This window comes from Microcoleus sp. A003_D6, assembly GCF_036702825.1.
Classification (GTDB): domain Bacteria; phylum Cyanobacteriota; class Cyanobacteriia; order Cyanobacteriales; family Microcoleaceae; genus Microcoleus.
In genome coordinates, this window is record NZ_JAUBWA010000016.1 from 10,678 (window position 1) to 36,408 (window position 25,731).

Genomic DNA, 25,731 nt, shown 5'->3' on the forward strand with positions numbered 1-25,731 from the left:
GGAGTGGGCGTCGGAGTGACCGATGTCGTCGGAGTCGGAGTGGGAGTGGGCGTCGGAGTGACCGATGTCGTCGGAGTCGGAGTGGGAGTGGGCGTCGGAGTGACCGATGTCGTCGGAGTGGGAGTTGGTGTCGGAGTGACCGATGTCGTCGGAGTTGGAGTCGGAGTGGGCGTCGGAATTGGCGGCGGCGGTGGCGCTACATCGTTATCAGCGATCGCCACTGTCACGCCCGGAATCCCGATCGCACTATACTTACTATCAGCACTCTGGGCCGTATGAGAAATACTGCCTGTATGATTTCCTTCAACAACCGCATCGTCTTTCGCCGTGACAGTCACTGCTTTCGCGACATTCCAGTTAGTAGAGTCGAAGGTAACATCAGCGATCGCATTAATTTCATCGCCATTGGCAAAACTAACCGTCACAGGCGCCGTGGGCGACGAAGTTAGTTGAACGCTGTAACTGCCAGTAGCCCCGCCTTCGGTAGCAGTTATGTTCGTAGGTGAAATACTCACGCCTGCGGTATCGTTGTCAGCAATCGTGGCAGTCACAGGAGAAATCGTCAGCGCATTATACTTAGTATCGGTGCTGGCAGAAGTGTGAGCGATCGTGCCGCTGCGGGTTCCTTGGGCTATGCTATCGTCGATCGCACTAACAGTGACCGTCTGATCCACATTCCAGTTAGTGCTGTCAAAAGTAATTGGGGCGATCGCATTTATTGGCTCCCCTGTAGCGAAACTAACCGTCACAGGTGCGATCGGCTGGGATTTTAACTTAACCCTGTACGTGCCCGCACCGCCTTCGGTAGCAGTTGTACTCGTAGCTGAAATAATCACGCCTGCGGTATCGTTGTCAGCAATCGTGGCAGTCACAGGAGAAATCGTCAGCCCATTATAGAAAGTATCGGTACTGACCGAAGTGTGAGTAATGGTGCCGCTGTGGGTTGCTTCGGCTATGTCGTCTTCGATCGCACTAACAGTCACATTTTGAGCAACATTCCAATTATTTGGGGTGAAAGTCAGAGGTGCGATCGCACTAATTTGAGTACCCGGGTCAAAATTAATCGTAACGTTGGCAGTAGGTGCGGTAGTCAAAACCACTCCGTAGGTAGCCGTTGCACCGCCTTCAGCAATATTTGTACTGCCTGCCGATTGCACGATCGACACACCCGGACTATCGTTATCTGTAATCGATGCTGTCACATCGGGCATCGCTTTGGCGTTATAACTGGCATCGGTACTGGTAACTGTGTGAGCGATCGTGCCGCTGTGGGTTCCTTGTGCTAGATTGTCGTCGATCGCACTTACAGTCACAGTTTGATCGACATTCCAGTTAGTGCTGTCAAAAGTAATCGGTGTGGCGATCGGGCTAATTGCATTGCCAGTATTAAAGCTAATATTAACCGGTGCCGTCGGTTCCGAAGTTAGCTTGACGTTGTAACTGCCAGTTGCACCGCCTTCTGTAGCAGTGATGTTCGTAGGTGCAATGCTGAAACCGGCAGTATCGTCATTTGTGATAGTAGTTGTAGCAGTTGCAGCAGTAAAGGTAGGTGTCGGCCCCGGTGCAACAGGATTCGACAGCGTAACCGCAACTGTTTCGTCGGGTTCTACTAATCCGTCGCCTACCACATTTAATGTGATAGTTTTAGATGTTTCCGCCGCCGCAAAATTGATTGTGCCACTAATACCCGTTGCCCCAGAAGTGCCGCCGATGCTGTTGTAGTCGCTGACGTTAGTAGCAGTTCCTCCAATTGTATAATTGACGCTACTTGCTACACCAGTGCCTCCGCTGCGAGTCACGGTAAAAGTCAGAGGAGTTGGGCCGCTATTAGCTTCGGGAATGCTGGCAATATCGGCGGCTACAGCGTAAGAAACAGTACCGTTAGCTGCAATAGTTAGTGTTGTTTGATTAGTTGTACCTGCAACGCCACCAGTAATTGTGCCAAAGTTGAGAATTGCGGTTTCGGCGTTTTCAGGGAGATTATCTGGTTTGATAGTAACTGCAACATCCTGGGTGAGAGTAGTAGTGCCGGCGGGGAAAGTAACAGTAGTAGGGGAAATGGTGTAGTCTGAATTTTCGGTGGCACTGCTGCTGGGGTCGATGACAATTGGTACTGTCACGTCAGCGTCAGGAGTGGCGCTGATAGTAACGGGAATACTGACTACTGTATCCGCAGTTCCTTCAGTGCCACTGTAAGTGGTCGCACCGAAATTTACCGCCGGAGATGTATTCAGCAGAATCGAGGTGTTTTGACCGCCAAAATTCGCCGTAGCTAAATCGGATAAGCCATCTTTGTTAAAATCGCCTACAACAATACCTTGGGGATTGGTTCCCACAATAAAATTAGTGGCAGTCCCAAAGCTGCCATTGCCACTTCCAAACAAGACGGAGACATTGCCTGATCCATTGTTAGCTGTGGCTAAATCGAATTTTCCATCGGCATTGAAGTCGCCAGCAGCAATAGCAAGGGGTTGTGTTGCAACGCCAAAATTTGTAGCTGTACCAAAGTTACCCGTACCATCTCCTAACAATATGGATACGTCGTTTGAGCTTTCGTTACTCGTTGCTAAGTCAGGATTGTTGTCCCCGTTAAAGTCTCCTAGAGCGATGTAATTAGGGCTATTCCCAACGGTAAAGTTAGTAGCTGTGCCGAAACTGCCAGTACCTGTCCCTAGCAAAATAGAGATGTTATTTGAGCCTGAGTTGGCTGTTGCTAGGTCTGATATCCCATCTTTGTTAAAATCACCGACGGCAACAAAATAGGGACTTGAACCTAGGCTAAAGTCGGTAGCAGTTCCAAAAGTTCCAGTGCCAGTTCCCAATAGAACGGAAACGCTGCTACCACTTTGGTTAGCTGTTACTAAATCTTGGTTGCCATCTTTATTGAAGTCGCCGACAGCGACAGTATAGGGACTTGAACCTACGCTAAAGTTGGTGGCAGTTCCAAAAGTTCCATTGCCATTACCCAATAGAACAGATACGTCGCTAGTGCCGTAGTTTGCAGTGGCTAAGTCAGCATTGCCATCCCCATTAAAGTCATCTACAGCCACAAACCAGCTATAGAAATCAGTTGGCGTAAGGTTGGTAGCAGTACCAAAGTTGCCAGTGCCATCTCCCAGTGCGATCGAGATGCCAATTCCAGTGCTGGCAAAGGCTAGGTCAAGGTTGCCGTCTTTGTTAAAATCGCCACTGGCAACTTTACGGAGACTGTATGTTATGGGAAAATTAGTCGCAGCACCAAAAGTAGACAAAACATACTCGTAACCCGCTAACACTTCGGCTTCAAATACCAGCGGTGTGTTAATTTCCCCGGTTCTCACTTCCAGTTCCCAGTCCCCACCCTTTGCTACACTTCCCGTGAGGTTTTGGGAAGCCGCAACATTGGCATTTGTGAGTTGGGCGATGCGCTGGATGAATGCGATCGCACTTAATGCCACATTACAACCGTAAATCAGAATGTCCGCGCCCAGAGTGAAAGCACTCCGCCACTGCCGCAATTTCTCGGAATAAGCCTCTAGATTGTCTAAACTCAAGCTACCGCCGCCGAGTTGCAAGCTACCCGGAGCACCGTGAGAAACGATGTGAATGCTGTCAATATTGGTACGAAGAGCTAAAATTTGAGTAATTTGGTCGATCGCATCCCGGTTCCCATCCAACACTACTACTTCCGTACCGGGTGTTACCCCAGCAACTAAACTTTGATAATTTGGTACTTGAGTGTCGATAAAGGCGATCGCACTTCCTGAAACTTGAGTATTTAAATTTGGCATAATACACCTACTTGGGGGTAAAAAAAGACAATAATTTTCCCGTTTCGCGACGTGCGTCCTAAACTCTTTCTGAATGTTGTAGTAACCATAACAGTTCTTTAAGAGAATATATGTAAAATTTTCCCGTAAAAACACTTATTTAATTAAAGTTTTGATAAAGATGGGGAAATTTCTTAAGTAATATTGCGGGCGATCGACCGCGAGGTTGATGGCTTAACACAAAAAATTTTCAATCGCAAGTGTAATTATACTTAAATATTAAGAGATTTTTGATATACAGCGTATTCCAGTTTATCAAGCAGTAAGGCACACGGCAGTGCCGTATCCCTACGGGGATAGCTTTATCCGGGGTGTACTTCATAAACCTGGAATCCGCTGTATGTGCGATCGGGGCGGGTTTACTATAGCTTTTATCAAAAAGATGAGGTATGACTGTATGACTGACAGCTTATATAACCACTAAACTAAGAGGGCTGAAGCCCAACTACGTACCTCATCTTTCTGAGAACCGCTATATATTATTGATTTTAGGCAATTATTGTTGGTAAAACCCGCCCCTACGAGTTATTCGTTACCATCTTGACGGGCGATTCCCTACGGGATAGCTTCGCTTCACGCACTTACTTCAAACTTCCATCTATCTCTGCCAAAATCCCCTCAGCTTCCCCGCACAAAGCATCGTGACAGCAACCGTTACTCGCCAACAATCCCCCCCACTGACTGACATCTCCCCGGTTATATTCCAAAGCAGAACCGTCAAAACGAGTAAATCGACCGCCCGCTTCCGTCAAAATCAATTCCGGTGCCGCCAAATCCCAATCTTTCGGTGCAGACTTCCCCGAAAGCGCAATATAAACATCAGCCTTTTGTTCCACAATTGTCGCAATTTTACAGCCGATGCTGCCGACGGCTAGTTGATTTTGACAAGGCAGTTTGTGCAATAATTGATTGAAGCGATCGTCTCGGTGACTGCGGCTGGTTACTATAGATAAATCTGTCGCTGTATTTCGCGCAGACACCTGCAACTTTACCGCAGAACCGCCCCGACTTTCCACAAAAGCACCCGCATCGCGGATTGCGTAATAAATCTTTTGCTGTTGGGGCCAAGCCACAACTGCCAATACCGGTCTTCCCTGGTATGCTAAAGCAATGTGAACTGCAAATTCGCCTGTCCTGTCAATAAAATCTCGCGTTCCATCCAAAGGGTCAATAATCCAAACCCAATCTTGAGTTAAGGGAATTTGCCCGTTTTTTTCTAAATAAGATTTGTAAGTTTCTTCGCTAAGATAACCAAATTCTGCATTCCCTAAAACAGACTGCAATTCGTCGAGAATGTAAGAATTGACAGCGACATCGGCCGCGGTGACGGGCCCATCTTTTTGCTCTTGGATGTCGAGGTTAGGAGTGTTGGAATCCTGCCGATAATAGGATTGTAGGATATCTGATGCACTCCAGGCGATCGATCGGGCAATTTCGCTGATTTCTTCGAGAGTTTTCATTTTTAACCGCAGATAAACGCTGATTAACGCAGATAGGTGTTCGTGTTTGCAAGTTGTCTAATAACAACTATCAACTGACACCTGTCAATTGTCAACTAACACCTATCAACTGTCAACTGTCAACTGTCAACTGTCAACTGTTCTCTACCAATTAATATGAGGATATTTCCATTCGTAATAATTGGGAAACACAAAATTAGTAAAGGAAACCGAAATACTAACCTCCAAGGATTTTACGTGGTGCCACCAACCGACAGGAATAAAGATAACTTCTCCCGGTTCCAAAATCACCTCGATGATTTTTGCATCTCTGTAAAGCGGATACTTTTCGTAGTCGGGATTTTCGCCGTCAACCTTGCTGAAAACTCCGACGTGATTGTAAAGCAGAGGTGTTTGCTGCGGAGAAATCAATTTAATGAGTTTGCGTCCCGATACCTGTGCTAAAACTAAGTTAACTGGGTCGTGGTGCAGCGGCGTAATCGTACCTTTCGGCCCGAACCAAAAGAAAACTCTGCCTTTTGTGTCCGTGGGATTGAGGTATTCTGGAAAAATTTCAATATCGTTGAATAAGGGTTTAAATTCCTCTCTTTCCAGAGTTTGGTTGTTAGCAACCATGTAATAATCGTTGCTAGGCCCGCCCTTGACCACCATCTCTACATATTTGCGGAATAAAACAATTTTTTTGTGATTTTCTATCTTAATTTCGTAATTCGGGTCTGAGTTGCGGTTGGCTTGAATTTGTACCTCTGCATCGCCATATTTTTGCTGCAAATACTCCGGCGTCCACAACTGCAACGCTTTCCAGTTGTGCATAATGTTGGTAATAATTACTGGAGTATTTTTGGCGTAGTAATTTTCGAGAAAATACTCTCTAGAAAGGCTGCTTTTGCGTTCGATTGTGCCAAACTTGGAAGACAATGCAGCTAATTGATTGTGAATCCTGAGATGCGATTCTAATTTCTGCAATAACTGCACGTACTGACTACCTGCTTGAAAGTAGGGATGAGATGATATTTCCCTAACTTCTGCGGTGGCTGTTTCCGCATCTATGCCGGTATTTATTAGCGCTTGAATGATTTCTGCGTCAGGTTGATTTAATAATTTGTTGGCCGCCACCCACTGTCTCATATTGTCGGGAATTTCTGGTTTGCTTGGGGTGAGTAGATTAGGCAAGTTTTGCGTCAGCCATTCTAGATTAACCTGTTGTTGCTCGCTTAGGGTAATCCGCAAAGGGGGAAGGGTGATACTTAGAGGTTGGGTGTCAGGCATGATTCGGGTATGTTGTTTTGGGACTGTTTGGTTTGCGGTTATCTTACTAATATAGCAATTTTAACGAACCGCGAAGGCGCTAAGGGCGCTAAGGAAGAAAGGGAAAGGGAAGGTGTTCGGAATTTTTGTCAAGGTTGTTTTTCGGATTTTAACTTAGGGAGTGGTGTCTGTTCAAGTTTTCTAGCTTGGATATGTTTTTCCCGGATACTTTCGTTGATTTTTAGGGAAAGTTAACCGTTATTCATCCAGTCGCGGGTTCCTAAAATTTTGCAGGAATCGGCAGCAATTTTAGCGGCTGCTGCCAAACTATCTGTAAAGTTATTTTGCAAAATGTAGTGACAGAAAGCCCCGTGAAAAATATCGCCAGCGCCTAAAGTGTCTGTGGCTTGAAGTTGAGTGACTTCTATACTGCCGTAAGTGCCATTGCTGAGGTATAAAATTGATTTTTCGCCGCGAGTGATGGCTGTGTTGGGAATTCCCGCTGCTGACAGATAAGCAAAGACTTGTTCGGAATTGTCGCAGTCGGGCGGATGAAAGTTATCGGAACATACCGCCCATTCAATGAAAGGCAATATTTCTTCTAATCCGGGTTTCCAACTGCCACCATCTAGAACAATGGGAATGTTTTTTGACTTGGCAAGTTGAGCAATTTCTTGGCTGGCTGCGATTTGATGTCCGTCAAGCAGTACAATACTAACTGATGTTAAAATATCGGGGTGAATTGCTTGACTGTTAACTTGCGATTTAGTAGCATTGATGGAAATTACAGATCGATCGCCCGTTGCTTCAGTTACAATAATCGAGGAAACTGGCGGCGAGTGCGATCGCCCCGGCTCCAAATCAATTATCCTGACATTATACTCCCCTAAGTCTGCACGAATTAATTGGGCGATCGCGTGAGTGCCCAAAACCCCCGCCCATATCGCCGCATTCCCCAAATAGCTAAAAGTCACCGCAGCATTAGCCGCAGGCCCGCCCGCAGCAATGGTAAAATCAGAAGCAACAACTTTCTGATTTTCACCCGGAGGCCCAACAGCCAAATAAACTAAATCTAAAGTCGCCAATCCCAAAAACAATCCCGTTTTCATATCTGCGTTAATCTGCGTTAATCCGCCTTCATCTGCGGTTAAAAATCCAAATCTTAAAATGCAAGCAAATCCCAATACAGGAACACTTTACATCGTCGGAACCCCGATCGGCAACCTCGAAGACATGACCTTTCGCGCCATCCGAATTTTGCAAGCAGCAGACTTCATCGCCGCCGAAGATACCCGCCATACAGGCAAACTTTTGCACCACTTTCAAATCAAAACTCCCCAAATCAGCTATCACGAACACAACCAACACCAACGACTCCCCGAATTAATCGACAAACTGCATTTAGGAAAAAGTATCGCCCTCGTCACAGACGCCGGAATGCCCGGAATTTCCGACCCCGGATACGAGTTAGTCAAAGCTTGCGCCGATGCTAATATTAACATTATTCCGATTCCCGGCCCTACCGCCTGCATTGTTGGCATAACTGCATCAGGATTGCCCACAGAAAGATTTGTATTTGAAGGTTTCTTACCCGTGAAAGGTCAAGAACGCCAACAGAGTTTAGAAGCTTTGCAAATAGAATCCCGCACTATAATATTATACGAATCTCCCCACCGATTGCGGCAAACTTTACAAGATTTAGCAAATATTTTGGGAAGCGACAGACAGATTGTACTGGCGAGAGAGTTAACTAAAATGCACGAAGAGTTTTGGCGTGGTAGTATGGAAAGCGCGATCGAACTTTACACAACTCGCGAACCCCAAGGAGAATTTACCCTCGTAATTGCCGGCATCCAAACAGCAGCGCCGATATTCTCCGAAGACGCCATCAAAGCAGAATTGCAGACATTAATTGCAGAAGGCATAACTCGTTCCCAAGCCAGCCGCCAGCTAGCGCAACAAACATCCCTCCCCCGCCGCCAAATCTACCAACTCGCCCTCACACTTGGCGACAGTGAATCGCTAGAACAACCCTGAGATAATTTGTGAATATCTCTCTTCTCCTCTGTGCCCTCTGCGCCCTCTGCGGTTAAATAAAAAAAGCTAGATAATCACACTCAGAATTATATGGTACGCGGAAACTACGATCGACAAAAACCATATTTACGCAACCCCCACATCAACAAACCAATCGCCGAAATTTATGCAGACTTAGACGCCTTTAGCTGGGAGATATTTGAAGACCAACCCCACCGCTTCGATACCGTCAGTTTCTACGTCTTGCTTCCCCCGCTGTTTTACGAAGGAAAATTCATCAAAGGAATTTACTTCAGCGAAGCAGTCGAACTCATCAACAAACTATTTCCCCAACTTTCCTCAGTATTTTTATCCTTCGCCTATTCCCCCGGAATCTCCTATTCCTGGGCACCCGTAGCCGACGCCTACTCCAGTTTATACAAAAATCCACAGCGAGATAAGTGGTTTCGGGAAACTTATGCCGATCGCGCTCACAAACCAATCATACCACTGCAAGACACCGACTTCATCAACGAATACTTAATTTCCCCTCGCAACGTCCCCGCCAAAGACATAGACCTCCTCGCCGTCGCCCGAATTTCCGAAGAAAAAAATTTGCCAATCATAGCCAAAGCCTTAAAAGTTTACCGCCAAAAATATCCGCAAAAACCGATAAAATTAACAGTAGTCACCGGACACGAATTTGATGCTAGCAACCTGAAAACCCTCGACGAGTACGCCTTAAAAGAATGGCAACAAATAGAAACAATTTTAGGCAATCCCTCGGACTACATTAACTTAGTGCCGAGAGTTGACTACTACAGCGAAATACCCACATATTATTCGCGATCCCAAGCATTCGTCCTCGGTTCCCTCCTCGAAGGAAAAAACCGGGGAATTACCGAAGCCATGAGTTGTAACGTACCAGTAATTTGTTTTGAAGAATTCAACCAATACGCCAGAGGAAACTCGCCAGTTTTCCCCGAAGGTGCGGGTATTTACGCCAAATTTGACCCAGAATCTCTCGCAGATACTATATATACAGTATTGGAAAATCAAACTGAATTCAAACCGCGACTTCAGTATTTAAAACATTGCGGGCGCAAGAACTTTTTCAATACTTGTATAGACAGTTTTCCTTACTACCAGCACAACATTCCTGACTACAAACCCGGAGATGCTGTTAATAACTTGTGGCTGGATTTAGCAGTTCAGCAAAATTATCAAGTCAGCTTGAACAGCTTTTTGTACGGAGGTTCACCCATTTCTCACCTGCGCGGGATAAATACGATTCAGCAAAATCTCGGCGAGTTAACAAAATTTATAGCTGAGTAAGATACCTACAGTAGGGACACTCCAAGATCCCATTGGTGTCAACTTAAGCCGAAAGCTTTGAGAAATCTCGTTTTTACCCCAGTCTAGATCCCCCTAAATCCCCCTTAAGAAGGGGAGTAGGGGTTGACTTTGAGAAGACTCCTGTCCCCCCCTTTTTAAGGGGGGTTAGGGGGGATCTGGGCCTAATCGTCAGACAGTAGAGTGGTACTACATTTAACGTTAAGTTGACACTAATGGGCATTGCCGTTTCCCTGCGGGGATATGTCGCACCAAAGCCGATCGCAATTGTCTAAAACCGCATAAATTAGTAATTTACGATACAGTAAAAACCGCAATTAGGGTATTATAAAAGATAGTGACTTTCACAATTAGGGCAGACCGGAAACAAAAGTTATTTAACTGTTATCAATTCTGGAAATAAGATGTCATTCACTAGGAGAAACACATAATGCACGACTTGAAAGTTGTCATCATCGGTGCGGGAATTGGCGGCTTAACTGCGGGCATTGCCCTCGAACAAGCGGGCTATCAAGTTGAAATATACGATCGCGTTAAAGAACTGCGCCCCGCAGGAGCCGGAATATCTTTGTGGTCGAACGGGGTCAAAGTTCTCAACCGACTCGGTTTAGGCGAAAAGATGGCAAAAATTGGCGGGCAAATGGAGCGCATGGAATACCGCACCAAAACCGGCGAACTCCTGAATGATATCGATTTAATGCCGCTAATTCAACAAGTCGGTCAGCGCCCCTATCCCGTTGCCCGCCGAGATTTGCAAAATATGTTGCTAGCAGGATTTAAGGGAGAAGTCAAGCTCGATCGCAAGTGTATCTCTGTAGAAGAAGACGAAAGCGGAGTAACAGCAATCTTTGAAAACGGAGACAAAGCGCGGGGCGATTTGTTAGTGGCGGCTGACGGCGTGCGATCGATTTTGCGTACATATATATTGGGCCGCGAAGTAGAGCCGAAATACGGCGGCTATATCAACTGGAACGGGTTAGTTCCGGCAGATGAAAAACTCGCGCCGAAAGATACTTGGGCGATATATGTCGGCGATCACAAACGGGCGTCAATGATGCCGGTAGCGGGCGATCGATTTTACTTTTTCTTAGATGTTCCTTTGCCCAAAGGTACACCCGCCAATCCCGACAACTACAAAGCGGAACTTAAAGAACACTTTCAAGGCTGGGCAGAACCCGTGCAATTGTTAATAGACAGGTTCGATCCCGCAGCAGTGGCGCGGCCGGAAATTCACGACGTAGGGCCGATCGACCGCTTCGTTCGCGGTAAAGTTGCTTTGCTGGGAGATTCCGCCCACGCCACCTGCCCGGATCTCGGACAAGGCGGCTGTCAGGCGATGGAAGATGCGCTGGTACTTAGCAACTACCTTTTGAGTACGAATTTGGGCGTAGAATACGCGCTAAAACGTTACGAAACCGAGCGCAAACAGCGGGCCAATGCAGTCGTAGAAAAAGCCCGACAGCGCGCAGAACAAATACACGGCAAAGATCCGCAGGTAACAGAACAGTGGTACGAACAATTGGCTGATGAACGGCCAACTGATGTCACCGATGCGATCGCCAAAATCATCGCGGCCGGCCCGTTACACTAATACGAATAGATGATTTCCAGGAGACAGCATTGCTGTTTCCCTACTCATCCTTCTTCCTAACATCCGTTACATAATCCGTTGCCGAACTTCTTCAATAAAAAATGTCAGGCAAACTTACTACTCACGTTCTCGATACAGCCCGCGGCTGTGCGGCAGCAAATATGTCGATCGCCCTGCATTCAATTGACCCAAACTCCGGCGAAAAAACCCTGCTGAAAACTGTAACAACTAATGCTGACGGTCGCACCGCAGCTCCGTTACTATCAGAAAGCGAACTCAAACCGGGAGTTTACGAATTAGTCTTTTCCGTTGGCGAATACTTCGCGCAGTGCGCCGAAAATTTGCCAGAACCGCCGTTTTTAAACAGCGTTCCGATTCAGTTCGGCATCGCCGATTCCACCGCACACTATCACGTACCTTTGCTAGTTTCCCCTTGGTCGTACAGCACTTATAGAGGTAGCTGAAGTCAGTTGTCAGTTGTCAGTTGTCAGTTGTCAGTTGCGGTGCTCTGAGCGTAGTTTAGTATTGTAGGGTGCGTCAGCCCTTTCTCGTTTCCCTTGTAAGTAAGCGTAAGTGTTCTAGCTGACGCACCCTACAGGCCCCTAGAAGCCCACCCCACAAGAGTTTGATTGTTTTTTGACAGCCAATTTAAATGCAGAACAGCTTAACAGCTTAGTCAGTTGTTAGATAGTATTTTCTTGACACTCCCCAGCCTAAAGGCGTGGGGATTCTTAATTCATCGACTGACCTTTAAGCACCATGTCCTTGCGGCAGTCCTTAAACCTTTCAACCGTACAATAGTACAAATTGACGAGTCTAATTCACGGTAACCCCAGAGGGTCTATCTCCAAAAGCGTACTAGGATACAAGCCTAGAGTTTGGGTATGCCCTACCCTACTTAACAAAGCAAGAAATTGTTTGTTTTTACTGGTTTAAGGATGCGTTGATCCTTTAGCTGTTTTAAGAGTTTTCGCCGCTCTGCGTCCCCCGGTTTATACCTAAAAGTGTGTCTTAACTGTTTCACGATGGTAAAGGAGTTTAACCTTGACTATTTTAGTATACTACAAATACCAGCAATTCCTGATTTTTAGGAATGGATTTAAGAAATTAAAGCCGCCCTAGAAGGACGGGGTTTTAAACCCAATTTCCTGATAAACAATGCAATATTCTTTAGTTGACCTCAACCAAATCAGCCAGGAAGAATTTACAGAAGCTTTGGGTGCGATTTTTGAACACACGCCCGACATCGCCCGCCGCACTTGGGACGATCGCCCTTTTGCCTCCACAGCCGATTTGCACGCCAAAATGGTAACAGTTGTCAGCGCCATGACTGATGCCGAAAAATTAGCTTTGATTCAAGCGCATCCTGACTTAGGAAGCAAAGCAAAAATGGCGGAAGCATCAGTTAGCGAACAGACAGGTGTAGGTTTAGATCGGCTATCTGTTGAGGAGTTCGATCGCTTTCAATTCCTGAATCGATCGTACCGCGAAAAGTTTGGTTTCCCCTTCATTGCTGCGGTGAAAAAACACACTAAAACCAGCATTCTCGAAGCATTTAAAAGCCGCCTCGATAATTCCCCGGAAACTGAAATGCAGCAGGCTTTAGCTGAAATTTGCGAGATTGCCCGCTTTCGGATCGAGTCAGCAATCCGAAATTAATCGGGCGGGCAGGATGCCCAACCCCTACTCCCCACAAGAAAATTCAATTTTTGTGGAACAAGCATCTTGCCTGTTGCGGGCGGGCAGGATGCCCAACCCCTACTCCCCACAAGAAAATTCAATTTTTGTGGAACAGGCATCTTGCCTGTTGCGGGCCGGCAGGATGCCCAACCCCTACTCCCCACAAGAAAATTCAATTTTTGCCCCCATGCCTAAGTCAATATCACCCGATCGGGTGATACTTCCCGCCAAAAAAGTTCTATAATGGTATCATAAGACACAGAAAAGATTCGGACATACCAAATCAAGCTGGTATGGTGACAGGTTTCCATGTGTCTCCCAGAAACCACTCTCTTGGAGGCAAAGCCATGACATTCTTCAATCGCCAACTCACAACAAAATCCCCCGCGCCAGTACCTGTAGAAGAAATTAAACAGGCTCAGCACGAAGAACATTTAGGCCACCTGCACGGCATTTTCCGGCACTGGATGTGGCTTAGCCCATCCAATCACCGCGCCCAGTAAATCAGGTATTTCTCCGCCGCCGCAAACAAGCCATAAAGCACGGTTCCCATCACCGCCAAAACCATCAATCCTGCAAAACCTAAAGGCACGTCAAAGTTAGAACTCGCGGTGACAATTAAGTAGCCGAGGCCTTTGTTGGATGCTACTGTTTCCGAAATTACAGCGCCGACAAAGGCGAGGGAAATTGCTACTTTTAGAGATGCAAAAACGTAGGGTAAGGTGTGGGGGAACCCGACTTTTTGGAAAATTTCGATTTGCGATGCACCAAGCGATCGCATTACATCTTTCATCTCGGGTTCTACTGTATCTAATCCTAAAGCTACGTTAACGGCGATCGGGAAAAATGCCAGCAAAAAAGCAGTCAGAATTGCCGGCACCGTACCGATGCCAAACCACAGCGCAAACAGCGGCACTAACGCTACCTTCGGTACAGTATTGAACCCAACTAATAGCGGGTACAGAACTACATAGGCAATCCGCGAATATCCGATTAGAAAACCCAGCACTATGCCCGCTACAATGGCGAGGATGAAACCCGCGAGAGTTGTAAACAGAGTTTGTCCGGTGTTTTCGATCAGTGCTTTGCTTTGAGTGAAAGTTGCGACGATAATCGCAGAAGGTGCGGGCAGGTTGTACGGGGGAATTTTGAACAGCAATACTAGAAGTTCCCACAGCACGAACAGCAAGATTGTCGCAGCAATTGGCATCACAACACTTGCTGTTTTTGACCGAGCAAATTTCTCTAAATCTTCCATTGCTTTCTCGTTTTTTAATTGCGGTGAATGTGCCGGCGCAGTTCTGCTACAATGTGGTTGAATTCATCCGAGACCATCATATCTAGATTGGTGGGACGCGGCAGGTTGACTTTTACTTTATAGACGATCGTACTCGGACGCGGGCCCATTACATAAACTGTATCCGATAAGAAAACTGCCTCCCGCAAATCGTGAGTGATCAAGATGCAAACGCACTTCACCCGCATCCACAAATCTTGCAGCATCACCCACATTTCCTCGCGGGTGAAAGCATCTAGCGCCCCAAAAGGTTCGTCCAGCAGCAGTATTTCCGGTTGGTGAATTAACCCCCGACACAGGGAAGCCCTCTGCCGCATTCCTCCCGACAACTGCCAGGGAAACTGTTTCTGAAAGTCTTGCAATCCGACTGTAGCTAACAATTCTTGGGCTTGGCGCACAAACTTTTCGCGCCGCTTCGGATCTTTAGATTCCCGCTTGTAAGGCTGCACTACTTCCAGCGGCAGCAGTACGTTGTCGAGGGTATTTCGCCAAGGCAACAGCACGGGATTTTGAAACGCAATTCCGACATTTTTGAGCGGTTTGGTAATCTTTTTGTCCCGAATCCGAATTTCGCCGATCGGCGCTGGAGATAGCCCCGAAACCATCCTCAAAATAGAAGTTTTACCGCAGCCGCTCGGCCCCACAAACGACACAAATTCCCCCTGGGCGATCGACAGAGAAATCTCGTCAATAATTCGCCTCGGTTGCCCGTCAACTCGATACTCCAAACCCACCCGATCGAATTCCAAAAGAGTCGGTTCTTGCGTTTCGATCGCATCTGTTATAATTTTAGGCTGTACCACGATTAGTCTACCTCCTTTCTTTAATAGAAACTCAGATGTGGATGCGGTAAACAGTATTATCTCAACATTGTCCCGTCACCACTATCCTGCATACAAAAACAATTTCAAATTTATCTATTTATTGTTGATAATTGGGAACTGTGCTGTATCAGAGAATACAAAATTTCGCACGAGCAAGTAAGCGATCGCAGCATCAGCCAGTGCAGCCGAAAATAACAACTTATTTATTTGATTGTTGTTTGACAAAAACCAAATAAATGTGTTTCTGTATACAGTAAGTCAAGTAATTAGAGTATACGGTATACTGCAAGCCAGAGCGCTGCTTAACTTGGACGCAAGATCCGCAGAGATTAGCGATCGAGTTTGGCGCGCTAAATAGGTTTTTCCTTCGGTTGGTTGTCCAAATAGCAAGCTTTTTTATATGAAAAATACGTGGTTAGTACGATCGCTATCCCTAGTGCCGATCGCAGCGCTACTAATTCTGACTAGCTGCCAATCTCAGCAGCCGAATGCCGCAACTACCCCTGCACCGGGGGGAGCAACTACAACAGCGGCGGCTGACACCGCACAGAAACGCACGATCAAAGTCAATCCATCTTGGCTGCTGCAAGGCGACAATGCACCGCTAACAATTGCCATTGAAAAAGGCTATTTCCCAGCCGAAGGATTGGATGTCAAAATCGAGCGGGGCTACGGTTCATCTGACACAATTACCAAAGTTGCAGCAGGCCAATTCGCGCTCGGATTTGGCGATATTTACTCGATGATGGAGTTCAACGCCAAGAATCCAAACGATCCAGTAGTAGCAGTTGCAATACCTTACAACCGATCGGCTTTTGCAATTGTCGCCCTCAAGTCGAGCAACATTGCAGATCCTAAAGGATTAGCCGGCAAAAAGCTAGGAGCTCCCGCAGGAGATGCACCGCGCAAATTGTGGCCGGTATTTGCCCAAAAAACGGGCGTGCAGGCCGACTCAGTAGAGTGGATTACAATGGAGCCCAAGCTGCGCGAAACATTATTAATTAAAGGCGATGTGGATGCGGTGACCGGCTTTGCAACAACGATAATCCCTGCATTAGAAAAAGCAGGCAAAAAGCCGGAAGATATGAATGTCTTTTACTACACCGACAACGGTTTAGATTTGTACGGAAATGCGATCGTTGTTAAAAAAGCCTTTTTAGAAAAAAATCCAGAAGTAGTAAAAGGCTTTTTGAGAGCGTATTTTAAAGGACTTCAAGATACATTAAAAGATCCGGCAGCCGGATTGGAATCGGTGGTGAAAGCTGGAGATAGCTTGATGGACAAAAATGCGGAAAAGCGCCGCCTGCAAATTGCTTTAGAAAGGCTGTACGTCACTCCCGAAGTTGAAAAAGTTGGCTTGGGAGGAGTCGATCCAACTCGTCTGGAAGCCACAGCCAAACAAGTAGCAGAAGTCTTAAAAATAGCAGCTCCGCCAGTTAATCAGATATTTGATGAGAGCTATTTGCCTCCGAAAGAGGAGCGGGCTTTACCTCCTGCTGCCGATCGCAAACCGTTGACTTAAAAGTCGATCGAATATATTGCCGTTTTCCGAGATCGCTCGGCGGTTGAAACCGCTCCTTGTCAAACAAAGTCCGCGCAACGCGAGACTAAGAAATCGAGGGGTATTATACTCGTTACCAGGCTCTTCCTGGTAACGCAGATCCGGAGGCTCTGCCTCCAATTTCGCTATTTACGGTGTGAGGATCATGTCTAAATCTTTATTTTTCCAAATCCTGCTGACAGCAACGCCAGCCTTTTTTTGTATTAATTTTCTGCATTCTCCTGCCAGCTTTGCTGCGGAAATTGCCGCTGCTGAAACCGAGGAAGCAACAGCCCCAACAGCAGAGTTACCGCTAGCAGAATTGGTTGCATCGCCAGTGGCGATCGCACCAAGTAAAACACAGATAAACCCGGCGGTAACGCCAGAAATAGCCGCCAAGATCGAACTAAACGATCGACAACAGGAGAATAATTCACTCACTCCCGACAGCGAAAAAGTCACATCAGTTTCTCAGCTAAACGATGTTACACCTGCCAACACAGTAACTGAAGAATCCGGCGAAGCACAAATTGCGATCGCACCAATTCCCACCCAGACAAATCCAGCGGTAACACCAGAAAATTCCGCCGCGATCGCACCCAAAAATCAACCAGAAACAGAGCCGGAAAAAGTTCCAGCATTTTCTCAAGAAAACGAGGTAAAACCTAAAGAAACAGCAGCCCAAGAATCCGGCGGATCGAACGTATTGGCAGAGTCAATGCAAACGCAGGAAAATCGGGCACCGGCAAATATTGACGATATCCAACAGATAGATAGCCTGGAAATAAACGACGATTCCGAAATAGAGCAAGTCACCTCAGTTTCCCAACTCAGCGATGTCAAACCCACAGATTGGGCATTTCAAGCACTGCAATCATTAGTTGAACGCTACGGCTGCATCGCAGGATATCCCGACGGCACCTATCGCGGAAATCGAGCTATGACTCGCTACGAATTCGCCGCCGGCTTGAATGCTTGTCTCGATAAAGTGGCGGAGTTGGTAACAGCAGGAACATCCAACTTAGTTAAAAAAGAAGATTTACAAAAACTCCAGAAACTGCAAGAAGAATTTGCGGCAGAACTAGCAACGCTGCGCGGTAGAGTCGATGTATTAGAAGCTCGCACGGCGGAGCTAGAATCCAATCAATTCTCGACCACAACGAAACTCAATGCTACGGTTTGGTTCAACCTCACATCAGCATTTCCCACAGGCGACATCACTGCCGAACGCAGCCGAACTGCCCCGAACAGCGCCTTTGCTGCCCCAACTCGGGATGCAAACAATCGACCGACTCGCGTCGATCGGGATACTCCTGAAACTACTTTTAGCTACTACGCTTTCTTGACGCTAAATACCTCGTTTACAGGCAAAGATTCCCTGGTGACTCAGTTAGTTTTCGGCAACGGCAACTCGCCTGCAAACGAACTGGTATCGGCGGGTTTTTACAACTCTTGGGGAACGCCGTTTTTAGATCAAACAGGAGTGCCGACAGCTAATAGTGTGGGAATTCGCGAGATGTCCTACACGTTTCCAGTAGGAGATAAAGTTCAAGTTTCGATCGGGCCGCGGTTGAATTATTATCGATACTTTGACGGCAACCGCTTCACTTTCTTTCTGAGGGGGGCGACGAGTTTTAACTCGAACGGAAGTACGCTGTTGAATGCAGTCGATCGCGGATCGGGCGCTGCTGTCGCTTGGCAAATTGCCAAACCAGTCAGGTTTACGGCTGCTTATATGGCTGAAAATACAGAATTTTTGAATCCTGCGGTATTCAATACGGCTAGCAATCCCAGCGAGGGTTTGTTTAACAGTTCAAACACGATTACAGCGCAGTTGGAATACGCCCCCAGCAACTCTTTCAATCTCAAGCTGATTTACGCGCGATCGAGCCTCAAACCTTATAATGGATTCATCGGCGGAGCAGTGGGCGAGCCGCTGCCTTACGGCTATGCAGATGACGGTTTTGGGGGAAGAGTTAGAGACTCCGGTGCAGATGCTTTTGTGGTCAATTTTGATTGGTTGCTGACCAAAAATTTTGGTTTATTCGGGCGGTATTCCTACGGCCAACTTGAGGTAAATCCGGTAAATCGCGATCGCTCTGGCGGAGATATTAAGGTACAGTCTTTTCAAGTCGGGATGGGATTTCCAGATTTGGGAAAAAAGGGCGCGCTGGGTGTACTTTCATTTGTGATTCCCCACGATTACATATCGGGCCGCAGATTTTTGCTGTCGGGCGGGGGTAATGGCGGGACTCAGTACGAGGTAGAGGGTTCGTACTATTACCCGATTACTAATAATATTGCGATCGTCCAGGCATTTTATGCTATCTTCAATGCCAACAATTTTGATGGCAATCCGACTGTATTTGTGGGAAATCTTCGCACTCAGTTTAGCTTTTAAGTAGGCACACGGCTCCTAAGTAGTCACACGGCAAAGCCGTGTGCCTACAGTTGCAGGTGCGGGTAGGGACACGGCAAAGCCGTGTGCCTACAGGTGTCGCGTACAATCTACAGTCCCTACAAATGTCACCTGCAATCTATACGTATCTGGTGCAGAAACGTCAATGTGCTGTATCATTGATAATGAGTCAGCCAAAACAAACTCTCATTTAACATAAAAGTTTTAGATAGGAGGCTGAATCAACTATTTTTAACAATAGCAAACTAACTTTATTTTAAACTGAAGGATAACTGATTTTGGGCCTTTCATTTCGCGCGATTCGCCGCACTCAATCCCTCCACGAACAAACTTACCAAGCTCTCCGAACTGCTATCCTGTCGGGGGAATTAGCAGGTGGAGAACGCCTGATCGAAACACAACTGGCCCAAATGCTAAACGTCAGCAGAACTCCGGTGAGAGAAGCTTTGTGCCAACTGCAACGAGAGAATTTAGTGACGGCCGATCCGAATAATGGATTGCGCGTCGCTACGCTGTCGATCGCCGATGCTGCGGATCTTTACGATTGCCGGCTCGCTTTGGAACAGTTATCGGCGGCTCAAGCGAGTCAAAATGCTACACCCGCTCAATTGAAACAACTCGAATCGATCGTCCAGCAGGCAGAAAATACAATGCCCCCGCGATCGGGCGAACTCACCAACTATCAACTGCTGTACGCAGACTGCCAATTTCACCGCTTGCTAGCGCAAAGTTCCGGCAATCCTTGGTTGGTAACTCTGTTGGATCAGGTGTTTGACAAAATGATATTAGTGCGGCTCCGCACAATGCAGTACAATCCGGGAGTATTGGAAATTCGCAGCGAACACCGCCGCATTTATCAAGCAGTGAGCGAACAGAATGCACCCGCTGCGGCGCAAGCAATTAAAGAACATTTAATCGCCAGCAAAGCGCGGGTAATTAAAGAAATTCAGGAGATAGAACAGCAGCACGGGAAAATAGATAAGTTAAAATAAAGGCGATCGTACCATTAAAAAGAATCTCTCCCGATCGCCAGAGCGACAATCTCAATTCGCGACCATCTCAATTAACGATCGCGAGCGGGACGCTCGCAATGTAATATGTCAGCAAATTATCCGCGAGAATTAATCGGTTACGGGCAAAATCCGCCCGACCCCAAATGGCCCCATCGAGCGCGCATAGCCGTGCAATTTGTCATCAATTACGAAGAAGGCGGAGAAACCTGCATCCTGCACGGAGATGCGTCTTCGGAAACGTTTCTGTCAGAAATTGTCGGGGCAGTCCCTCTATCGGGACTGCGCCACATGAATATGGAATCCTGTTACGAATACGGCAGTCGGGCCGGTTTGTGGCGGCTGCACCGGATGTTTGTTTCGAGGGGAATACCGGTAACAGTTTACGGGGTAGCGATGGCATTAGAAAGGCATCCCGAAGCAGTAGCAGCGATGTTAGAGGCCGATTGGGAAATTGCCAGCCACGGCTACCGCTGGATCGATTATAAGTATTTTGGAGAAGAAGCGGAACGGGAGCACTTGCACAGGGCGATCGCCCTCCATACGCAAGTTACAGGCAGCCGTCCCCTCGGCTGGTATACCGGGCGCACGAGCCCCCATACTCGCAAGCTAGTAGCCGAGGAAGGCGGTTTTCTCTACGATGCCGACAGCTACGCGGACGACCTGCCTTATTGGGTGTACGAGTGCTCGCGACCCCACCTAGTAATTCCCTACACCCTCGACAACAACGATATGCGGTTTGCCACGAGTCAGGGGTTTAATTCCGGCGATCAGTTTTTTGCTTACCTGCGGGATGCTTTCGACTTACTCTACGCCGAGGGCGAGACAGCGCCCAAGATGATGAGTGTGGGACTCCACTGCCGTTTGGCGGGCAGGCCGGGGCGCGCTGCTGCCCTGGCGCGTTTTTTGGATTACGTGCAGCAGCACGAAAAGGTGTGGCTATGCCGCCGCATCGATATTGCCCGACACTGGCACGAATATCACAAGCCGTAGCATTTTCAAGAACAGGCAAGATGCCTGTTCCACAACCACTCAATTTGATTGTGGGGTGGGCGTCTCGCCCGCGGCCCAAACAAACAGGCAAGATGCCTGTTCCACAACCACTCAACTTGATTGTGGGGTGTCTCGCCCGCGGCCCAAACAAACAGGCAAGATGCCTGTTCCACAACCACTCAATTTGATTGTGGGGTGTCTCGCCCGCGGCCCGATGCCAGCGGAATTAGTTAATTTGCCCTGCGTTAACCGCGCTGGCTTTATAAGCGGCCCATCCACCTCGATCGGAAATATCTTCCCACTGGTACTTCTCCACTAACTCCTGCGGGTACAAGAAAGCCGTTAACACTTCCCCGTCCTCCAAAACCACATCCGACGCATACATATACGGCGGTTCCCCCGCTGCAAGCTGTTCAAATTGTTCTGGAGTCAGTTCGTACACTTCGCCCGGAATTGATACGCCGGAGGCTGCCACTTCGTAAATTGCAGGATGCCAGCCATTTTCTGCGGAGTGCAAGCGGTAAATCGGACGAGTTTTCGCTTCTCTGATAAACTTGGCTTCTCCAAGGTTGCTGTTGTCCGGCTGACCCCGAAGGGCAGAACCGCAAATGAACACTCGTTTGGCTGCAATTGCTGTTTGAGTCATATCCACCCGATAAAAAATTGTGCTTTTTTGTACAGTTAAATCGCCGCGATCGCCTTTATTCTGCTTACTGTGTTTTGCATACAGCAGTTTAAGTGCCAAAGCCATCGATTTTTGTAAACAAGGCTACATAGTTTCGCCCATTTAAATGATATTGCATACAGTATACAACAATTAGTTAAATCAATCAATCAATCAATAGCAGAACTTTAGATGACAATTACATTAACACTTTCAGTCAACGGGTCGCGCCTCAACCGCAGCATTGCCCAACTCGCTCAAATCGGCAAACTGCCGGGAGGAGGCGTCAGTCGGGTAGCATTTACCAAAGCAGATTTGCTTGCCCGCCAACTCGTTGAATCTTGGATGGTAGAAGCAGGGATGACAGTTCGCATTGACGCGGCGGGGAATATTATCGGTCGATATCCCGGAAAGCGCGAAGGTGCAGCGCTAGCCACAGGTTCTCACATCGACACCGTTCCTGTGGGCGGCCATTACGACGGAGTTTTGGGAGTTTTGGCAGGCATTGAAGTGGTGCGGGTACTGCACGAAAATAACGTGCGCTTGGAACATCCCATTGAGACGATCGTATTTACTGACGAAGAATGCACCGTTATCGGCTGCAAAGCGATGGCCGGAAATACAATCAGCGATGCGGCATATTACCGACGCAGCGACGGTACTTCCATTGAAACTTGCTTGGGAAAAATTGGCGGAGATTGGTCAAAAATTGGGGATGCCAAACGCCATCCCCAAGAAATAGCAGCTTTTGTAGAACTGCACGTCGAACAAGGAGGCGTTTTGGAAAGTACCGGCGACGAAATAGGAGTAGTCAAAGGCATTGTCGGACAGTACCGCTATGCAGTAACGGTAACGGGCCGCCCGAATCATGCCGGATCGACGCCCATGCACGCCCGAAAAGATGCGCTGGTAGCGGCCGCACAAATGGTACTGGCAGTCAACAAGCTGGGAGTGGAAACACCCGGAGAACAGGTAGCAACGGTGGGTTACTTAAATGTGTCGCCGAATGCTACAAATATTGTTCCGGGAAAGGTGGATTTTAAAATCGACTTGCGCGATATATCTCAAACTCATTTGGAAGAGTTGTTAGTTAAAATGAAACAGGAGTTTGGGGCGATCGCACTTGCCACTCAAACCGAAGTTGAAATGACCGAAATTCTCCACGTATTGCCGACGCTAGCAGCACCAAAAATTCAAAATGCAATTGCAGAAGTTTGCCGGGAATTAAGCTTGAGTTACACGCATTTAATCAGCCGCGCCGGACACGACGCTCAAGAAATCGGACGGTTTACCGATATGGGGATGATTTTCGTTGCTTCTCGCGGCGGCATCAGCCATGCAGAAGATGAATATACTTCCCCCGAACAGTGTACTCAGGGAGCAAATGCGCTGTTGCAAACGTTCTTGAAGCTCGATCGGCTTTATGGCGAGGGCGATCGATTTGAGATTTGAGATTTGAGATTTGAGATTTGAGATTGAGCGATGTAGGGTGCGTGACTGTGAATTGATTTGGGCTTGTGTGGCAGGCTTTTTTTAGTCACGCACTCCAACTTTATGCAACTTTATATACCAGAGTTTTATAATCCGATTTGGTGTTATATCATTACTTTATGGCGGCGACAAAATTGCAGTAGCAGTTTCATGGATATCAACACCCAAAAAGAAGAATTCAGCTATGCTTACATTTACGCAGTTGCCTCAGCAGCAGGGTGCATCTGCCAGCGAACAACTACTCCTCTAGACAAGCTGGGTGTAGACCTAATTATCACGGGAATAGCAGCATCAGGTTTACCAAACTTTCCCATTCTTTACCTTCAAGTCAAATGTACCTCAAGAGATATCCTCAACGAAAATAGCCTTCGCTATCCCCTGAACATTAAAAACTACGAAGAATTGAGTACAAGCAACGCCTATCCTCCTAGAATTATAATTGTGGTCAGCGTTCCCGATAGAGTCAATGACTGGCTGCAACAAACAGAAGCGGAACTTTGCTTAAAACGCTGCGCTTATTGGATATCATTAGAAGGTGCAGCACCTACTAACAATAAAGAAACCGTCACTATTTCAATACCCAGAACAAATATATTTTCGGCTGAGACTCTGACAACTATCATGCAGCGTATCGCAACCGGGAGACAACTATGAATGTGACAATAAAGGATATTGAATTGCTCAAAAATCTCCAACCTCAACAAATCAGCTACTACTTAGAAGCAAAAGGTTGGAAACAAGCACAACAAATTGACAGCCGCGCTATTATTTGGACAAGCAGCGATATCAAGCCAGAAACCCCTCAAATAGTTTTACCTTTAAATTCCAAGCTTCCCGACTTTCCCGTGTCAATGAACTTGATGCTAGAGACATTGGAGGTTTGTGAAAATCGCTCTCAAATGGAAATTTTAGCAGACTTAATTACTGGGCTTCCTAATACAACTATTCAGGGAATCGTGATTCAAATTCACACTCCTAACGCCGACAAATTAAGTGGCGAGATTACCTTATTAGGTGTCATTGGCGACCAACTGCGGAAAATTAAAACGGAACTTGCAGACAAAGACTACATCCTCGCAATCAAATCTTATCAAGAACGCTTGCCCGTTTTATGTACGGGAGACTTAATCAAAGAAAATCAAGTATTTATTGTCAAAAATACCCGGAGTTTTACCCTAAATGACCAAGGGCAAAACTAACAAAAAATATTATTGTAAAGTCGAGGTGGCTAATCTGCCAGACTTTCCAATATTTTCAAAAATCTTACTTGCCAAAACTCTTGCTAAATTCACAGGAACAGCATTGCCGACCATTTTGTATCCATCAGCAATATACTTGTACTTAAAAATAAACTCATCCGGGAAAGTCTGAACTCTCGCGCACTCTCGCACAGAAAGCCGACGGTAAGGCAGAGGCGAATTGGGGTCAAAAATGCGCTTGTCTTTGCCAACCAAAATCATTTTACTAGCTTGAGGATGGAGAGGCGCGTGTCTGCCGCTTGCCTGAATAGTAAAAGAAGGTTCAGACCAACTTCTAACTCGATTTCGCGACATATAAAGGCTGGAAAACCCCAAATCGGCACATTCGTGATTGGGAATAAACGGGTGATAGTTATCTACTTTACCTTTAATTGGAGTTGGGGCGATCGCCTGCAAATCAAAAATCGCATCTTTCATCGTCAAAACCTCATCTCCAGGTTCGGGAAACTCAAAATCCCAACCCAGATTCTCCCGATAACCAACAACAATCACCCTTTGCCTGTCTTGCGGAACCCCAAAATTTCTAGCATTCAGCAACTTGTACGAAACCCGATACCCGATCGCCTCAAACTGCGATAATATATAAGTGAAAGCATCCTTATTTCTGGCAGCTAAGATACCGCTAACATTCTCAGCTAAAAAAAACAAAGGCTGCTTGTCCCGCACAATTCTGATATACTCCCAGAAAAGCTGACCCCGACAGTCATCAATCCCCCGTTTCGCACCCGCCACACTCCAACTTTGACAAGGAGGCCCGCCGATAATCCCAATACAGTTGGGAATTTCATCAGATTTGATTTTTCTGATATCCCTGCGATCTAAAAGAGTTTCAGGATGATTGAAATTATACGTATCCCAAATAGACTTATCATATTCATTCGCCCAAACCGTATTAAAGCCAGCCAAGCGAAAACCCAAATCCAACCCGCCACAACCCGAAAACAGAGAAAGAATATCCAAAGCCACCTTTTTTAACCCGCAATAAATACAATAAATCAATTATAAACATCTCTTTTCTTAGATATCTATCTCTTTCTTCTCTACCTCTGCGCCCTCTGCGCCCTCTGCGGTTAATAA

Annotated in this window: 22 protein-coding genes; 14 read left to right on the forward strand and 8 right to left on the reverse strand. The window is 46.9% G+C overall.

The genetic code is table 11. The features are described from left to right. From QUB70_RS07155 to QUB70_RS07170, 4 genes are all read right to left on the reverse strand, one after another. On the reverse strand, positions 1 to 3,770 hold a 3,770-nt coding region (locus QUB70_RS07155), incomplete at its 3' end, for a DUF4347 domain-containing protein (protein WP_332979282.1). Positions 3,771 to 4,390: 620 nt separating this feature from the next. Continuing rightward, positions 4,391 to 5,269, reverse strand: coding sequence for a 3'(2'),5'-bisphosphate nucleotidase CysQ family protein (locus QUB70_RS07160; RefSeq protein WP_332979284.1), 879 nt, complete (start codon positions 5,267 to 5,269; stop codon positions 4,391 to 4,393). 144 nt (positions 5,270 to 5,413) lie between these two features. Next, a complete protein-coding gene (locus QUB70_RS07165) occupies positions 5,414 to 6,538 on the reverse strand; it encodes a cupin-like domain-containing protein (protein ID WP_332979286.1) in 1,125 nt (374 codons plus the stop codon). Between the two features lie 230 nt (positions 6,539 to 6,768). After that, positions 6,769 to 7,626, reverse strand: a complete 858-nt coding sequence (locus QUB70_RS07170; protein WP_332979287.1) for a PfkB family carbohydrate kinase — start codon at positions 7,624 to 7,626, stop codon at positions 6,769 to 6,771. A 58-nt stretch (positions 7,627 to 7,684) separates the two neighbouring features. Here QUB70_RS07170 and rsmI point away from each other — a divergent pair, with 58 nt between their 5' ends. The 7 genes from rsmI (at position 7,685) to QUB70_RS07205 (ending at position 13,660) form a co-directional block, all read left to right on the forward strand. After that, on the forward strand, positions 7,685 to 8,554 hold the full coding sequence (gene rsmI, locus QUB70_RS07175) for a 16S rRNA (cytidine(1402)-2'-O)-methyltransferase (protein WP_332979288.1): 870 nt from the start codon (positions 7,685 to 7,687) through the stop codon (positions 8,552 to 8,554). A gap of 90 nt (positions 8,555 to 8,644) precedes the next feature. After that, positions 8,645 to 9,868, forward strand: coding sequence for a glycosyltransferase (locus QUB70_RS07180; RefSeq protein WP_332979290.1), 1,224 nt, complete (start codon positions 8,645 to 8,647; stop codon positions 9,866 to 9,868). Between the two features lie 448 nt (positions 9,869 to 10,316). Beyond that, a complete protein-coding gene (gene hpxO, locus QUB70_RS07185; RefSeq protein WP_332979291.1) occupies positions 10,317 to 11,477 on the forward strand; it encodes an FAD-dependent urate hydroxylase HpxO in 1,161 nt (386 codons plus the stop codon). A gap of 101 nt (positions 11,478 to 11,578) precedes the next feature. Beyond that, positions 11,579 to 11,941, forward strand: a complete 363-nt coding sequence (gene uraH / locus QUB70_RS07190; RefSeq protein WP_332979292.1) for a hydroxyisourate hydrolase — start codon at positions 11,579 to 11,581, stop codon at positions 11,939 to 11,941. A gap of 694 nt (positions 11,942 to 12,635) precedes the next feature. Beyond that, positions 12,636 to 13,136: a 2-oxo-4-hydroxy-4-carboxy-5-ureidoimidazoline decarboxylase gene (gene uraD, locus QUB70_RS07195; RefSeq protein ID WP_332979293.1), complete on the forward strand. Its 501-nt coding sequence runs from the start codon at positions 12,636 to 12,638 to the stop codon at positions 13,134 to 13,136. A gap of 13 nt (positions 13,137 to 13,149) precedes the next feature. Continuing rightward, positions 13,150 to 13,401, forward strand: coding sequence for a hypothetical protein (locus tag QUB70_RS07200; protein WP_332979294.1), 252 nt, complete (start codon positions 13,150 to 13,152; stop codon positions 13,399 to 13,401). Positions 13,402 to 13,504: 103 nt separating this feature from the next. Then, complete coding sequence (locus QUB70_RS07205) at positions 13,505 to 13,660, forward strand: hypothetical protein (RefSeq protein ID WP_332979295.1); 156 nt, start codon at positions 13,505 to 13,507, stop codon at positions 13,658 to 13,660. Here the strand turns inward: QUB70_RS07205 and QUB70_RS07210 are convergent. Both QUB70_RS07210 and QUB70_RS07215 read right to left on the reverse strand, forming a co-directional pair. Then, positions 13,645 to 14,415, reverse strand: a complete 771-nt coding sequence (locus tag QUB70_RS07210; RefSeq protein ID WP_332979296.1) for an ABC transporter permease — start codon at positions 14,413 to 14,415, stop codon at positions 13,645 to 13,647. The two genes, QUB70_RS07205 and QUB70_RS07210, sit on opposite strands and share 16 nt — an antisense overlap. 14 nt (positions 14,416 to 14,429) lie before the next feature. After that, complete coding sequence (locus QUB70_RS07215) at positions 14,430 to 15,257, reverse strand: ABC transporter ATP-binding protein (RefSeq protein ID WP_332979297.1); 828 nt, start codon at positions 15,255 to 15,257, stop codon at positions 14,430 to 14,432. A 421-nt stretch (positions 15,258 to 15,678) separates the two neighbouring features. Between QUB70_RS07215 and QUB70_RS07220 the strand changes: the two genes are divergently transcribed. From QUB70_RS07220 to puuE, 4 genes are all read left to right on the forward strand, one after another. Further along, entirely contained in the window at positions 15,679 to 16,800 is a 1,122-nt protein-coding gene (locus QUB70_RS07220) for an ABC transporter substrate-binding protein (RefSeq protein WP_332979298.1), read from the forward strand. A 184-nt stretch (positions 16,801 to 16,984) separates the two neighbouring features. Further along, entirely contained in the window at positions 16,985 to 19,219 is a 2,235-nt protein-coding gene (locus tag QUB70_RS07225; protein WP_332979300.1) for an iron uptake porin, read from the forward strand. A 296-nt stretch (positions 19,220 to 19,515) separates the two neighbouring features. Then, on the forward strand, positions 19,516 to 20,229 hold the full coding sequence (locus QUB70_RS07230) for a GntR family transcriptional regulator (RefSeq protein WP_332979301.1): 714 nt from the start codon (positions 19,516 to 19,518) through the stop codon (positions 20,227 to 20,229). A gap of 105 nt (positions 20,230 to 20,334) precedes the next feature. Continuing rightward, positions 20,335 to 21,240, forward strand: coding sequence for an allantoinase PuuE (puuE, locus tag QUB70_RS07235; protein WP_332979302.1), 906 nt, complete (start codon positions 20,335 to 20,337; stop codon positions 21,238 to 21,240). Between the two features lie 226 nt (positions 21,241 to 21,466). On the opposite strand, the gene QUB70_RS07240 is transcribed toward puuE, so the two are convergent. Beyond that, a complete protein-coding gene (locus tag QUB70_RS07240; RefSeq protein ID WP_332979303.1) occupies positions 21,467 to 21,991 on the reverse strand; it encodes an allophanate hydrolase-related protein in 525 nt (174 codons plus the stop codon). 105 nt (positions 21,992 to 22,096) lie between these two features. On the opposite strand from QUB70_RS07240, the gene QUB70_RS07245 reads away from it, so the two are divergent. The 3 genes from QUB70_RS07245 to QUB70_RS07255 all read left to right on the forward strand — a co-directional run bounded on the left by QUB70_RS07245 (position 22,097) and on the right by QUB70_RS07255 (position 24,594). Then, complete coding sequence (locus tag QUB70_RS07245; RefSeq protein WP_332979304.1) at positions 22,097 to 23,356, forward strand: Zn-dependent hydrolase; 1,260 nt, start codon at positions 22,097 to 22,099, stop codon at positions 23,354 to 23,356. Positions 23,357 to 23,545: 189 nt separating this feature from the next. Next, a complete protein-coding gene (locus tag QUB70_RS07250; RefSeq protein ID WP_332979305.1) occupies positions 23,546 to 24,049 on the forward strand; it encodes a DUF4365 domain-containing protein in 504 nt (167 codons plus the stop codon). Then, positions 24,046 to 24,594: a hypothetical protein gene (locus QUB70_RS07255; protein WP_332979306.1), complete on the forward strand. Its 549-nt coding sequence runs from the start codon at positions 24,046 to 24,048 to the stop codon at positions 24,592 to 24,594. The genes QUB70_RS07250 and QUB70_RS07255 overlap by 4 nt, the downstream gene beginning before the upstream one ends. A gap of 9 nt (positions 24,595 to 24,603) precedes the next feature. Here the strand turns inward: QUB70_RS07255 and QUB70_RS07260 are convergent, their stop codons facing one another. Continuing rightward, a complete protein-coding gene (locus QUB70_RS07260; RefSeq protein ID WP_332979307.1) occupies positions 24,604 to 25,620 on the reverse strand; it encodes a DNA cytosine methyltransferase in 1,017 nt (338 codons plus the stop codon). Positions 25,621 to 25,731 lie beyond the last annotated feature (111 nt).

Excerpts from the sequence above, each read along its gene's own strand:
- QUB70_RS07160 (WP_332979284.1), bottom strand. The coding sequence starts at position 5,269 with ATGAAAACTCTCGAAGAAATCAGCGAAATTGCCCGATCGATCGCCTGG.
- QUB70_RS07165 (WP_332979286.1), bottom strand. The coding sequence starts at position 6,538 with ATGCCTGACACCCAACCTCTAAGTATCACCCTTCCCCCTTTGCGGATT.
- QUB70_RS07170 (WP_332979287.1), bottom strand. The coding sequence starts at position 7,626 with ATGAAAACGGGATTGTTTTTGGGATTGGCGACTTTAGATTTAGTTTAT.
- rsmI (WP_332979288.1), top strand. The coding sequence starts at position 7,685 with ATGCAAGCAAATCCCAATACAGGAACACTTTACATCGTCGGAACCCCG.
- QUB70_RS07180 (WP_332979290.1), top strand. The coding sequence starts at position 8,645 with ATGGTACGCGGAAACTACGATCGACAAAAACCATATTTACGCAACCCC.
- hpxO (WP_332979291.1), top strand. The coding sequence starts at position 10,317 with ATGCACGACTTGAAAGTTGTCATCATCGGTGCGGGAATTGGCGGCTTA.
- uraH (WP_332979292.1), top strand. The coding sequence starts at position 11,579 with ATGTCAGGCAAACTTACTACTCACGTTCTCGATACAGCCCGCGGCTGT.
- uraD (WP_332979293.1), top strand. The coding sequence starts at position 12,636 with ATGCAATATTCTTTAGTTGACCTCAACCAAATCAGCCAGGAAGAATTT.
- QUB70_RS07200 (WP_332979294.1), top strand. The coding sequence starts at position 13,150 with ATGCCCAACCCCTACTCCCCACAAGAAAATTCAATTTTTGTGGAACAA.
- QUB70_RS07205 (WP_332979295.1), top strand. The coding sequence starts at position 13,505 with ATGACATTCTTCAATCGCCAACTCACAACAAAATCCCCCGCGCCAGTA.
- QUB70_RS07210 (WP_332979296.1), bottom strand. The coding sequence starts at position 14,415 with ATGGAAGATTTAGAGAAATTTGCTCGGTCAAAAACAGCAAGTGTTGTG.
- QUB70_RS07220 (WP_332979298.1), top strand. The coding sequence starts at position 15,679 with ATGAAAAATACGTGGTTAGTACGATCGCTATCCCTAGTGCCGATCGCA.
- QUB70_RS07225 (WP_332979300.1), top strand. The coding sequence starts at position 16,985 with ATGTCTAAATCTTTATTTTTCCAAATCCTGCTGACAGCAACGCCAGCC.
- puuE (WP_332979302.1), top strand. The coding sequence starts at position 20,335 with ATGTCAGCAAATTATCCGCGAGAATTAATCGGTTACGGGCAAAATCCG.
- QUB70_RS07240 (WP_332979303.1), bottom strand. The coding sequence starts at position 21,991 with ATGGCTTTGGCACTTAAACTGCTGTATGCAAAACACAGTAAGCAGAAT.
- QUB70_RS07245 (WP_332979304.1), top strand. The coding sequence starts at position 22,097 with ATGACAATTACATTAACACTTTCAGTCAACGGGTCGCGCCTCAACCGC.
- QUB70_RS07250 (WP_332979305.1), top strand. The coding sequence starts at position 23,546 with ATGGATATCAACACCCAAAAAGAAGAATTCAGCTATGCTTACATTTAC.
- QUB70_RS07255 (WP_332979306.1), top strand. The coding sequence starts at position 24,046 with ATGAATGTGACAATAAAGGATATTGAATTGCTCAAAAATCTCCAACCT.